This window comes from Gordonia jinhuaensis (assembly GCF_014639795.1).
Lineage (GTDB): Bacteria > Actinomycetota > Actinomycetes > Mycobacteriales > Mycobacteriaceae > Gordonia_B > Gordonia_B jinhuaensis.
In genome coordinates this window covers 1-12,638 of the sequence record NZ_BMGC01000053.1, presented here as the reverse complement: position 1 = coordinate 12,638, position 12,638 = coordinate 1, and the positions used below count along the sequence as shown (strand labels likewise).

The 12,638-nt window shown below is 65.0% G+C and carries 10 protein-coding genes and 1 pseudogene; 7 read left to right on the top strand and 4 right to left on the bottom strand.

Annotated features, from left to right (window positions below):
- Positions 1-215: 215 nt before the first annotated feature.
- Positions 216-1,592, top strand: a pseudogene (locus IEW22_RS18730) (IS1380-like element ISGbr1 family transposase).
- A 205-nt stretch (positions 1,593-1,797) separates the two neighbouring features.
- Here the strand turns inward: IEW22_RS18730 and IEW22_RS18725 are convergent.
- Positions 1,798-2,340: a 2'-5' RNA ligase family protein gene (locus IEW22_RS18725; protein ID WP_188588723.1), complete on the bottom strand. Its 543-nt coding sequence runs from the start codon at positions 2,338-2,340 to the stop codon at positions 1,798-1,800.
- A 20-nt stretch (positions 2,341-2,360) separates the two neighbouring features.
- Between IEW22_RS18725 and IEW22_RS18720 the strand changes: the two genes are divergently transcribed.
- The 4 genes from IEW22_RS18720 (at position 2,361) to IEW22_RS18705 (ending at position 6,366) form a co-directional block, all read left to right on the top strand.
- Positions 2,361-3,455 carry an isocitrate/isopropylmalate dehydrogenase family protein gene (locus tag IEW22_RS18720; protein WP_188588721.1) on the top strand — a complete coding sequence of 365 codons (1,095 nt, stop codon included), beginning with the start codon at positions 2,361-2,363 and terminating at the stop codon, positions 3,453-3,455.
- A gap of 187 nt (positions 3,456-3,642) precedes the next feature.
- Positions 3,643-4,548, top strand: a complete 906-nt coding sequence (locus IEW22_RS18715) for an ABC transporter substrate-binding protein (RefSeq protein ID WP_373284254.1) — start codon at positions 3,643-3,645, stop codon at positions 4,546-4,548.
- 25 nt (positions 4,549-4,573) lie between these two features.
- Positions 4,574-5,563 (top strand): amino acid ABC transporter permease, encoded by a 990-nt coding sequence (locus tag IEW22_RS18710; protein WP_188588719.1) that lies wholly within the window; start codon positions 4,574-4,576, stop codon positions 5,561-5,563.
- Positions 5,564-5,613: 50 nt separating this feature from the next.
- Entirely contained in the window at positions 5,614-6,366 is a 753-nt protein-coding gene (locus IEW22_RS18705; RefSeq protein ID WP_188588731.1) for an amino acid ABC transporter ATP-binding protein, read from the top strand.
- Positions 6,367-6,390: 24 nt separating this feature from the next.
- Here IEW22_RS18705 and IEW22_RS18700 read toward each other — a convergent pair whose 3' ends face one another.
- Positions 6,391-7,239, bottom strand: coding sequence for a class I SAM-dependent methyltransferase (locus IEW22_RS18700; protein ID WP_188588717.1), 849 nt, complete (start codon positions 7,237-7,239; stop codon positions 6,391-6,393).
- Positions 7,240-7,273: 34 nt separating this feature from the next.
- A complete protein-coding gene (locus tag IEW22_RS18695; RefSeq protein WP_229742895.1) occupies positions 7,274-8,653 on the bottom strand; it encodes an MFS transporter in 1,380 nt (459 codons plus the stop codon).
- A 283-nt stretch (positions 8,654-8,936) separates the two neighbouring features.
- On the opposite strand from IEW22_RS18695, the gene rpsA reads away from it, so the two are divergent.
- Positions 8,937-10,421 carry a 30S ribosomal protein S1 gene (rpsA, locus tag IEW22_RS18690; RefSeq protein WP_188588715.1) on the top strand — a complete coding sequence of 495 codons (1,485 nt, stop codon included), beginning with the start codon at positions 8,937-8,939 and terminating at the stop codon, positions 10,419-10,421.
- Between the two features lie 359 nt (positions 10,422-10,780).
- Positions 10,781-12,028 (top strand): MCE family protein, encoded by a 1,248-nt coding sequence (locus IEW22_RS18685; protein ID WP_188588727.1) that lies wholly within the window; start codon positions 10,781-10,783, stop codon positions 12,026-12,028.
- Positions 12,029-12,069: 41 nt separating this feature from the next.
- Here the strand turns inward: IEW22_RS18685 and IEW22_RS18680 are convergent, their stop codons facing one another.
- Complete coding sequence (locus IEW22_RS18680) at positions 12,070-12,519, bottom strand: LysR substrate-binding domain-containing protein (protein WP_268235501.1); 450 nt, start codon at positions 12,517-12,519, stop codon at positions 12,070-12,072.
- Positions 12,520-12,638 lie beyond the last annotated feature (119 nt).

Genomic DNA, 12,638 nt, shown 5'->3' with positions numbered 1-12,638 from the left:
GGATGCACCCACCAACATCACCCCGTGGGCTGCGAGATCGACTGATCGACTGCAAGTAGGAACTGGCTCTAGAACTGCCTGGACCGGTTATCGGGGACCTGCCACACCGATTTGCTTGTGATCGGTCGGTGAGGGATAAACGAAATGCCCTGTCTGAGTGACAGAATGGGACTTCTCTAGGGTTCCATCCACACACACAGGTGGGCATGTCGTAGATGCGATTGTCTCACACTCACCCGGTCCGGTCTGCATCCTGTGACGATCCGAATCTCCTCGCCGCTGCGGGGGTGGTGCCGGTGATGGCGTTGGCCGAACAGGCCGGCCTGTCGGAGTTGGCCCGCGAGCATCTGAGCGTGCCCACCGATAAGGGCGCCCACCCGGATCGCAAGGTGTTCTCGCTGGTCGCGGGCATGGTGGCGGGCGCCGACAGCATCGACGACATGGCCGTGTTGCGGCACGGCGCGATGGGCCGGGTGTTCGAGCACCCGTATGCCCCGTCGACGCTGGGATCGTTCTTGCGGGAGTTCCGGTTCGGGCATGTCCGCCAAGCCGATGCGATCGCCACCCGGCTGTTGGCGGGACTGGCTCGCCATACTCCGGTGCTGGCGGGGATCGACGGGCCGGTGATGATCGATATCGACGACTCGATCATCGAGGTCCACGGCCCGGCCAAGCAGGGCGTCGGATTCGGCTACACCCGAGTGCGTGGGCTGAACTCGGCGATCACCACCCTCACCTGTGGTGACGGTGCGCCGGTGATCGCCGCTCAACGCCTGCGCAAAGGGGCGTGTAACTCCGCGCGCGGGGCGCATCGGTTGATCGCCGACACCCTGGCCACCGTGCGGCGGCTACGGTCGTCCGATGCGTCGGGACCGATACTGCTGCGAGCGGATTCAGCGTTCTACGGCCATCGCGCGATCACCACCGCGCTCCGGGCCGGTGCGCAGGTGTCGGTCACCGTGCGTCAGGATTCCCACGTCCGAGCAGCGATCAGCGAGGTACCGGCAGATGCATGGACGCCGATCGAGTACACCGACGCCGTCTTCGACGAAGACAGCGGCCAGTGGGTCTCGCGGGCCGAGGTCGCCGAAGTACCGTTCACCGCGTTCACCTCCAAAGCCAAGCGCCTGCAGGTATCCGGACGGCTGGTGGTGCGCCGTATCCCTGACTTCGCAGCCGAGGGAGACGGCTTGTTCGACGTGTGGCGGTTTCATGCGTTCTTCACCACCAGCGACCTGGACACCGTGACCGCCGACAAGACTCACCGCGGTCATGCGATCATCGAGCAAGTCCACGCCGACCTCAAAGCCTCCGCATTGGCGCATCTGCCCTCGGGAAAGTTCTGCGCGAACGCCGCATGGCTGGTGTGTGCGGTCATCGCGTTCAACCTGACCCGCGCCGCAGCCTGTCTCGGTTGACAGCGTCTGGCGAAGGCGACTACCTCCACCATCCGACGCACCCTGATCTGCATACCCGCTCGAATCGCGTCCTCAGCGCGGCGCATCACGATGCATCTACCCGCCCGATGGCCGTGGGAACGCGAGTGGAACCTGTTGTTCAACAACACGATCAAACGACAACACTCAGCCTGACCCCTAACCATCGGCCAGAACCGGCCCCGACACGAAACCCAGTGAAACACGCCGACACCAGAGATCGGCGACTCACCCACGCCCACCGCCACCCCGAACATACACAACACATTTCACGAGACATCAAAAAGCCGATCGGTGGATCGAGGCTAAGTCGTCCGCGCACGGATCGGGTCGGCGTGCGGATACGGCCGACGCCGTCTCGTCAGCCGCCGAACACCACATCGGTGCGAGTGTCACTGTCCCATCTGCGCAGCGCGACCGCCGTGGCGTCGCGCTGCGGGGCCACGGTCACACCGTCGCCGACCACGCCGATCGTGCCCAGTACCTCACCGATCCGGTCGCCGGGAACGCGGCGGGCGATCGTCACATGCGGGGTCCAGTCGCCGGGCCGGGCGTGGTGGAAGACGCGGGTTGCGTGCGGGGTGGTCGCGGCGGCGACCTCGCGATGCACCGACATCAGCGCGTCGGTCATCACCACACCCAGAGCGATCGTCGCCCGTTTCCCGCCGAAGACGACCACCGAGGTGAGGCCGAGCCGCAGCGGATCGGCGGGCAGAATCGACGCGAGCGACGTATCGACCTCCGGCGAGATGTGCTCGGCGGCAACAAGTGTCACATGTGGTCGGTTGGTTCCCGAGCGGATCGCGCCTTGACTCGGCAGACCGGCCGCCGACAACGCCGCCCAGATGCCCACCACCCACGACTCCGACTCGGGGTCGAGGAGCAGTTCCACCGAATGGGCCACGACGCCAGTCTGGCACGATCATGACGGTGGGCGGACTGACTAGTGGCGACGAACTGACGATCGGAGTGCTCGAGGGGGACGGGATCGGTCCCGAGATCGTCCCGGCGACCACCCGGGTCACCGAGCTGGCACTCGATGCCGTCGGCATCACGCCGATCTGGGTGCGGTTGCCGATCGGGCGCGCAGCGATCGAGAAGGTGGGCGACCCGATCCCCGAATCGACCCTGCACGCTCTCGACGAGCTGGACCTGTGGATCCTCGGTCCGCATGACTCGGCCAACTACCCCGCGCAGTGGCGTGGGCGTCTCACCCCGGGTGCGGTGATCCGAAAGCGATATGACCTCTACGCCAACATCCGTCCGGCCTTCGCCTTCGGTGGCACGCATCCGACCGTCGCCGACATGGATCTGGTGGTCGTGCGGGAGAACAGCGAGGGTCTCTACGCCGACCGCAACATGGCGCGCGGCAGCGGTGAGTTCATGCCGACCCCCGATGTCGCGCTGGCCGTGGGGCTGATCACACGCGCCGCCAGTGAGCGCATCGCGCACAGGGCCTTCGAGCTCGCGCGCCGCCGACGCCGCCGGGTCACGGTGGTGCACAAGGCGAACGTCTTGACCATGACCACCGGCCTGTTCCGTGACGTCTGTCGTGAGGTCGCCGCGCAGTACCCCGATGTGCAGGTCGACGAACAGCACGTGGACGCGATGGCCGCATTGCTCGTCCGCCGGGGTGGTGATTTCGATGTGGTGGTCACCGAGAACCTGTTCGGTGACATTCTCAGTGATCTCGCCGCCGAACTCGCCGGGTCGCTGGGCATCGCCGCCTCGATCAACGCCTCGGATTCGGTGGCCATGGCACAGGCCGCACACGGGGCGGCTCCCGACATCGCCGGCCTCGGTGTGGCCAACCCGGTCGCGCTGATGGCTTCGACGGCGATGCTGCTCGACTGGTCGGCGCACAGGCACGGCGATCAGCGCCACGCCGATGCTGCGCAACGGCTTCGCGGGGCGGTGGGGGCCGTGCTGTCGAGCGGTGTGTGTACCCGTGACCTGGGTGGGGGCGTGGGGACCGATGACTTCACCGACGCGGTCGCACAGCACCTGACGGGCGGCTGAGTCGGAGTCCAGATGATCTGCGTCGCTCACCCCTCGTTCGTGCCCGATTTGTCATAGGTTTACTCCGGACGCACCGACCGGTGCGCTGTTTCGTCGGCCCGGGGGTCGAGATCGTCTGGTGGCCACCGGCGGTTCTCGCGACCACAGTGACGAAGATCGACCTGCTCAGAGGGGAGCGTCGGAGACGATGCGAGTGCGTGGAATGCGGATGTGGATGGCGCTGGGTGCAGCGGCGCTGACACTGACGGCGGCGGGATGTTCCAACAGCGAAGGCGACAGCGGCAGCGCGCCGACGTCGGTGTCCCAGTCGGTGACGGTGACCAAGAACGCGTCGTTGCACGACCAGCTGCCCGATCGGATCAAGAGTTCCGGCCAGCTGATCGTCGGCGTGAACGTGCCGTACTCGCCCAACGAGTTCAAGGATTCCAGCGGCAAGATCGTCGGATTCGACGTCGATGTGATGAACAAGATCGGGACGGTGCTCGGCGTCACGCCTGTCTACAAGGAAGCCGACTTCGACAAGATCATCCCGGCCATCCAGCAGGGGACTTTCGACGTGGGTATGTCCTCGTTCACCGACACCAGGGAACGCGAGAAGACGGTCGACTTCGTCACCTACTTCTCGGCCGGTGTGCAGTGGGCGCGGCCGGCGGGCAAGAATATCGACCCCAACAACGCCTGCGGGCTGTCGGTCGCCGTGCAGTCGACCACCACCGAGGACACCGACGAGTTGCCGGCGAAGAGCCAGGCGTGCGTCGACGCGGGTAAGAAGCCGATCAACAAGGTGAAGTTCGACGATCAGGCCTCGGCGACCAACGCCCTCATGCTCGGCAAGGTCGACGCCATGTCCGCGGATTCACCGGTCACCGCCTATGCGGTCAAGCAATCCAACGGCAAGCTCGAGCTGGCCGGTGACATCTTCGATTCCGCACCCTACGGTTTCCCGGTCCAGAAGGGGTCCCCGCTGGGACCGGTCCTGCAGAAGGCGGTTCAGGAGTTGATCGACAGCGGCGCATTCGCCGAGGTTGCCCGCAGCTGGGGCGTGGAGAACGGCGTGATCAAGCAGTCCGAACTCAACGGCGCGATCAGCTGATCAGCGAGACATCGATCGAGCTGTCATGACTGCAACGCAGACAACACATTCCGAGGACGTCGAACCGGAACCGATCAAGGCGGTTCCGGTTCGACACCCCGGTCAACTGATCGCCGCGGTGATCGTCGCGATTCTCGTGGCGTTGTTCATCTACGGTGCCGCCACCAACAGCGCATACGAGTGGCCGACCTACGGGCAGTACCTGTTCGACAAGCGCATCCTCTCCGGCGCCGGCTACACACTCGCGCTGACCGTCCTGGCCATGGCGATCGGCGTGTTCCTCGGTGTGGTGCTCGCGATCATGCGACTGTCACCGAATGTGGTGCTGCGCACCGTTGCGTGGGTGTACCTGTGGATCTTCCGCGGTACCCCGGTGTACGTGCAGCTGGTGTTCTGGGGACTGTTCCCGTCGATCTACAAACGCATCGACCTCGGCATCCCGTTCACCGTGCAGTTCGCCCACCTCGATATCCAGGACCTCAACTCGGCGTTCCTGTTCGCGGTGATCGGCCTGGCGCTCAACGAGTCGGCGTACATGGCCGAGATCGTGCGAGCCGGCATCACCTCGGTCGGTGAGGGACAGTCCGAGGCGTCGGTGGCACTGGGTATGTCGTGGAGCCAGACCATGCGGCGCACCGTTCTCCCGCAGGCCATGCGGGTGATCATCCCGCCCACCGGCAATGAACTCATCAGCATGCTCAAGACGACATCGCTGGTGACCGCGATCCCGTTCAGCCTCGAGCTCTACGGTCGGGCCAAGGACATCTCCGCGGTCAACTTCAAACCGATCCCCCTGCTGCTGGTCGCGTCGACGTGGTATCTCGTCATCACCAGCATCCTGATGGTCGGGCAGTACTACATCGAACGGCACTACTCACGGGGTGCCAGCCGCACGCTCACCGCCAAGCAACTGCGGGTGCTCGCGGCCACTCAGGCGCGGCTGAAGCCGGACGGCACGGTCGACGACGCGACGCTCAAGAATGCGGGTGCACCGCACAATTCCGGGGGAGCATGATGACCAGCGCGCAGAGCGCCGAGACGCGTGTGCAGGCGGAGACCACGCCGATGGTCCAGGCCGACCACGTCTACAAGAGTTTCGGTGCGCTCCAGGTGCTCCGCGGGATCACCCTGGAGGTGGAGCCCGGACAGGTGATGTGCCTGATCGGGCCGTCGGGTTCGGGTAAGTCGACCTTTCTGCGTTGCGTCAACCATCTCGAGAGTGTCACGGCGGGAAGGCTGTACGTCGACGGAGATCTGATCGGGTACCGCGAGCGCGGCGGGAAGCTCTACGAGTTGTCGGCCAAGGACGCCGCCAAACAGCGCCGGGACATCGGGATGGTGTTCCAGCACTTCAACCTGTTCCCGCACCGCACCGCACTCGACAACGTGATCGAGGCGCCCACCCAGGTGAAGAAGGTGCCCCGCGACAAAGCCGTCGCCCGCGCGAAGGATCTGCTGGCTCAGGTCGGTCTGTCGGACAAGGCCGATGCCTATCCCGCGCAGCTGTCGGGAGGTCAGCAGCAGCGGGTCGCCATAGCGCGCGCACTGGCGATGGACCCCAAGCTCATGCTGTTCGACGAGCCCACCTCGGCGCTCGATCCCGAACTGGTCGGCGACGTCCTCGCGGTGATGCGCGATCTGGCCAAGGACGGGATGACCATGATCGTCGTCACCCACGAGATGGGCTTCGCGCGTGAGGTCGCCGATCAGGTGGTCTTCATGGACGAGGGTCGTGTGATCGAGCAGGGCGATCCGCAGGAGATGCTGTCGAATCCGAAACACGAACGCACCAGGGCGTTCCTGTCGAAGATCCTGTGACGTTCGCGGCGACGGGGCCGGCGCTCACCCGGGAAGGGTGCAGCAGAAGATCGCCGTCCCCGGGAAGAACTGGCCACGAAGCGGACTCCACTGCCCCCACTCCTGGGTGAGGTCATCTGGCCACTCCGGTTCGATGATGTCGTCGAGAACCATTCCGGCGCTTCGGATCTCGCGAACGCGGTCACCGATCGTGCGGTGGTGCTCGACGTAGGTGACCCGGCCCTGCTCATCGGTCTCCGAATACGGCGTCCGGTTGAAGTAAGGGATCGAGACAGTGAGGCCGTCCGGGCCGGGGTCGTCGGGGAAGATCCAGCGCATCGGGTGATTCACGGAAAACACCCACCGTCCGCCGGGGCGCAGGATGCGGGCGACCTCGGCCATCACGCGGGCTGAGTCGGCCACGAACGGGATCGCTCCGAATGAGGAGAAGGCGAGGTCGAAGGACGCGTCGCCGAACGGCAGGGATTCGGCGGTCGCCTGCACCAGCGGAACCCTCGGCTCGTCGAAGCGCTGCATCGCAGCGCGGCCGTGTTCGAGCATCCCGCGCGAGAGATCCATCGCGACCGGCTGGGCGCCCTGTGCGGCGAGCCATCGTGAACACGGTGCCGAACCGCAACCGATCTCCAGGATCCGGCGCCCGGCGACGTCGCCGAGCAGGTGGGCGTCGGCTTCGCGGACTCGCTCCGGACACCAGATGAAATCCCCACCGGGAGTGTCGGTACCGAGGAACTCGCCGTGTTCACGGTGATAGTCGTCGGTCTCGCCGTCCCACCAACCGCGGTTGGCTGATTCACTGGTCGCCGAGTCGATGTCGCCGAGAAGCCGTGGTGCACGGATCTGTGCGGCGGGGACGGGACGGTCGGAGGGTTCCACGTGGCTCGAGTCTAGGTGCCTCGCATGGCAGGACTCATTCGAGCGCGTCGACCGAGCGTCCCGTGGTGCGATGACCGAGCACCGCGACGTTGACGATGAGCAGGACCATCATCAGCGCGACCAGACCGAACACCAGCTCGGGGCTGTGCGCATCGAGCAGCGGCAGCAGGATGAACGGCAAGATGCCAGTGGCGATCTTCGACAGCGAATACGCCGATCCCGCGGCCGTGGCACGGACCGCGGTGGGATACGAATCGGCCAGATATACGTGATAGGCATTCGAGAACAGGTTGCTGACCATCGTGTAGCCGATACCGGCGACGACGATCTGCGCGGGACTCGAGGCGAAGCCGAACCACAGACCGAAGGCGGCCATCGCGGCCGCGGAGATCATCACGAGGTACTTCCGCTCGATCCGTTCGACCAGCGGGATCGCCAGCAGGGATCCCAGCGGGTAGCCCAGGTAGGACGCGGTGACGAAGCCCAGCGAGCTGACGACGTCGAAACCCTTCTCCATGAGCACCAGTGGAGCCAGCGTGCCGAAGCCGTAGTAGCCGAATGCCTCCAGCGCCGACAGGATCCACAGCATCGTGGTGCGCCGACGCAGCTGCGGACCGAACAACGACGAGAAACCCATCGACGCGGCAGGCCGGACCGTCGCCTCGTCGTCGGGTTCGGCGAGCGTGTGCCCGGCCGCGCGTGCCTCGGCCTCGAGCGAGGAACAGATCGCCTCGGCCTCCTCGTGTCGACCGTGGGTCTCCAGCCACCGCGGGGACTCGGGCAGCCCGCGACGGATGACCCAGACCGCGAATGCGCCGATACCGCCGAGCAGGAACAGCCATCGCCAGCCGTCGAAGCCGAGCGGGTGCAACGGGACCAGCCAGCGCGCGAGCAGGCCGACGACCGGCACCGCGATGAATGCGACCGTGTAGGACCACGAGATGAACTTGCCGCGGACCGCCTTGGGAAGGAGATCGGCCAGGTAGGAGTCGGCGAGGGCGAATTCGGCGCCGATGCCGATACCGGCGCAAAAGCGCATCGCCACCAGGAACCAGGCGTTGGGGCTGAAGGCCGCGACGAGGGAGAACACCGAGTACACCGCGAGGTTGATCATGAAGGCCGGGCGGCGACCGATCCGGTCGGACAGCCTGCCCATCACGATCGCGCCGACGAACTGCCCGAAGAATGCCGACCCCAGGATCAGGTTCAACTGCGTGCGGGTCAGGTCGAGCTCGGTCTTGAGAACCGAGGAGATCGTGGCAGCCAGAAAGTTCTCGTAGAGGTCGAAGAACAGTGCCATTCCCACCACGGCCACGGCGATTCGATGGGTGCGGACCACCGGGAGGCGGTCGAGTCGCGCGGCGATCGACGGGTTCACCCGAGATGAGCTGACCGGAGACGAGATCTGGGACACATCGAAGAAGGTTAGATGAGGTAACCAGGCACTCCGACCTGGGGGTTCACCGAATCGGGTACGGCGGGGAATGTGGGAGACCCCTCACAGGGTTGTCACAGGGCAGCTGCCGCATCGGCCCGGTGCGGACCCTTCGGGGGCTGGCTGTCGCGCGCACGAACGCACTCGACCAGGTATTTGCCCAGGCCACCCCTGGTCAAGTAGCCTGTCAGAGTGCGTGCTGTCTCATCGGCGCGCTGGCGTAACTGTACCTACTACTTACTCGTCCGGAGCAACTCAACATATGCCGTCCACGACCATCACCTCGCCGCAAGTAGCCATCAATGACATTGGCTCGGCCGAGGACCTGCTCGCCGCGATCGACTCCACGATCAAGTACTTCAACGATGGTGACATCGTCGAAGGCACCATCGTCAAGGTCGACCGTGACGAGGTTCTTCTCGACATCGGTTACAAGACCGAGGGCGTGATTCCGTCTCGCGAACTGTCCATCAAGCACGATGTCGACCCGAATGAGGTCGTGAGCGTCGGCGATCAGGTCGAGGCCCTCGTCCTCACCAAGGAGGACAAAGAAGGCCGCCTGATCCTGTCCAAGAAGCGTGCGCAGTACGAGCGCGCCTGGGGCACGATCGAGGAGCTCAAGGAGAAGGACGAGGCCGTCAAGGGCACCGTCATCGAGGTCGTCAAGGGCGGCCTGATCCTCGACATCGGTCTGCGTGGCTTCCTCCCGGCATCGCTTGTGGAGATGCGCCGCGTCCGCGACCTGCAGCCGTACATCGGCAAGGAGCTCGAGGCCAAGATCATCGAGCTCGACAAGAACCGCAACAACGTGGTGCTGTCGCGCCGCGCCTGGCTGGAGCAGACCCAGTCCGAGGTGCGCAGCGAGTTCCTGCACCAGCTGCAGAAGGGGCAGGTCCGCAAGGGCGTCGTGTCCTCGATCGTCAACTTCGGTGCCTTCGTCGATCTCGGCGGCGTCGACGGTCTGGTCCACGTCTCCGAGCTGTCCTGGAAGCACATCGACCATCCGTCGGAGGTCGTTGCAGTCGGTGACGAGGTCACCGTCGAGGTTCTCGACGTCGATCTCGACCGCGAGCGCGTGTCGCTGTCGCTCAAGGCCACCCAGGAAGACCCGTGGCGTCAGTTCGCCCGTACCCACGCGATCGGTCAGATCGTTCCGGGCAAGGTCACCAAGCTGGTGCCGTTCGGTGCGTTCGTGCGCGTCGAAGAGGGCATCGAGGGCCTGGTCCACATCTCCGAGCTGGCCGAGCGCCACGTCGAGGTCCCCGACCAGGTTGTCTCCGTCGGCGACGACGCGATGGTCAAGGTCATCGACATCGATCTCGAGCGTCGTCGTATCTCGTTGAGCCTCAAGCAGGCCAACGAGGACTACACCGAAGAGTTCGACCCCTCGAAGTACGGCATGGCCGACAGCTACGACGAGGCCGGCAACTACATCTTCCCGGAGGGCTTCGACGCGGAGACCAACGAGTGGCTGCCCGGTTTCGAGACGCAGCGTGAGGCATGGGAGGCCCGGTACGCCGAGGCCGAGCGTCGCCACAAGATGCACACCGCCCAGATCGAGAAGTTCGCTGCCGCGGCGGCCGAGGCTGCCAACGCGCCGACCGACTACTCGTCGGAGTCGACCTCGGATTCGCGTCCGGCATCGAGCGGATCGTCCTCGTCGTCGTCCTCGTCGACCGGTGGCGGTTCGCTCGCCAGCGACGAGCAGCTGGCCGCGCTTCGCGAGAAGCTGTCGGGCAACGCCTGATCTGACCAGCCATCGGTACGTGTGATCGCATCCACGAGCCGGTCGCCGGACTGAGTCAGCCGAAGGACCCCTTCCGTATCGGGAGGGGTCCTTTGCTGTGTGTGCAGAACCCTGCCCGCAGTACCTCCGTTCTGCGGCTCGTGGCCGATGCCGACATAGTGATGTGTACCGAATGCTCGAATGAGTGATGACAATCACTATCGGTGTTGTAGGTGGTAGGGGCAACTTGTCACTGACTGTTGTCGTCTTGGTGTCCGATTCGGTCTTGTGAGAAAGTCGAATCGACGCGGCATCGGTGCTGCCGGTCCCACTGTGGGGACTTGTGAGATGTGCGTCGGGAAGGCGTGTCGACGATGAACATGGTCAGTCGGCTGCAGATCTGGCAGCTGATCGTCCTTCTGCTGCTCACCGTTCCTCTGTTGGTGTACGCGGCCTTGCACTATGTGCACCTCGACTCGGCCGTGGGCCTCAACCGTTATGTCGTCAAGGCCAATTTCTCGGACTCCGGCGGCATCTTCACCAACGCCGAGGTCACCTATCAGGGTGTTCCGGTGGGCAGGGTCGGCCAGCTCCACCTCACCGACGATGGTGTGACCGCCGACCTCGTCCTCACCAAGTCCGGCGACAAGATCCCGGCGAACGCGCGTGCGGTGGTGGCCAACCGGTCGGCCATCGGCGAACAGTACGTGGATCTGCGGCCGCACACCTCAGGTGCGCCGTGGCTGCGTGACGGCTCGGTGATCACCGACACGTCGATCCCGGTGCCCCTCGACAAGGTCATCTCCAGCAGCGTCAACCTGGCCAACTCGGTCCCCGTCGACGACCTGCACACCGTTGTCACCGAGCTAGCCAAGGGCGTCGGCGGTCACGGTGAGGACATGCGCAGCCTCGTCAACTCACTCTCGGCGTTGTCCAAAGCCGGATATGACAATCTGCCGGCGACGATCTCATTGCTCCGTAATTCCGACGTGGCCCTGGGTACGCAGGCAGACCAGTCCGACGACATCGAGCAGTGGGCCAAGAGCCTCAAGGTGGTCGCCGCGCAGCTGCAGTCCAGCGATCCGGATCTCCGGCGACTGCTGACCACCGGAACGGCCAGCGCCACCCAGATCTCCGCGCTGCTCGAACGATCCGGTGGCGACATCACCTCGGTGGTCCACGACCTCGCCGCCGATGTGCGCGAGACCGCGCCCACCTATTTCGGTGTGGCACCGCTGATGAGCCTGCTCGGCATCCTGTCGGGTCAGGGTGCGACCACCGCGCCCGGTGATGGCACCATCCACTTTGGTGTGGTCCTCGAGACCAACAACCCGCCGACGTGTACCTACGGGTATGAGGGAACCACGAAGATGATCGACGAGATCAAGGCCAAGAACCCTGACTTCGACATCAACTACGACGACTTCCCGTTCAACACGAACGCCAACTGTCAGGTGGCCCAGGGCAATCCGACCGATGTCCGCGGCGCCAAACGTGCCGCGCTGGCCAACCCCGACTACGCCCAGCCGTGGGATTCCAAGCCCAAGAAGGCGCCTGACGCACTGAACCTCAACCCGATCGCGACACAGCTCGCGGCGCTGCTGGGAGTGCGTCCGGCCGCCCGTTGAGTGTCGATGTCGGTCGCGTGTGACAGATTGGCAGGTTTCGGTCAGATCTCCGGTGCGGGGCTCGTCAGCCCCTCAGCAGCCACCCTCCGAAGGGCATGGACGAAGGCGGCTGCGGCGGGACTGAGAGCCCGACCGACAGCCAGAGACAGTCCCACCTGATGGCTCACCGAGGCGAGGTCCACGGGCAGAGAGACCAGATTGTCGTGGCTGTTGCCGATCAGTGCGGGAAGGACTGCGAGCGTCCGCCGATCGCGTAGCAACTCGCGCACAGTGAGAACATTGGTGGTTTCCACACGGTTGGCGGGGAGAGGGGCCCGCAGCCTCGCGAATTCCTCTTCGAGTTCACCCCGCAGGGCGGTATCACTCCCGGGGAGTATCCATGGGCGATCGCTCAGGGAGGCTAGCGGTATTGGGTCAATCGCTGCGGCGAGGGGGTGCTCGACGTCGACGAAGACCTGCACCCGCTCTTCATAGAGCGGTAGCCGTGCCACGGTCGCGGTGCTAGTGGCGTGTCCCCCGTGAACCGGTCCGGGCTGTTCTAGAGTCCTGATTGCCCTGATGAGGGCACGAAGGGACGATAGGGATCATGGCAGGACGGAAGCGGCACTCG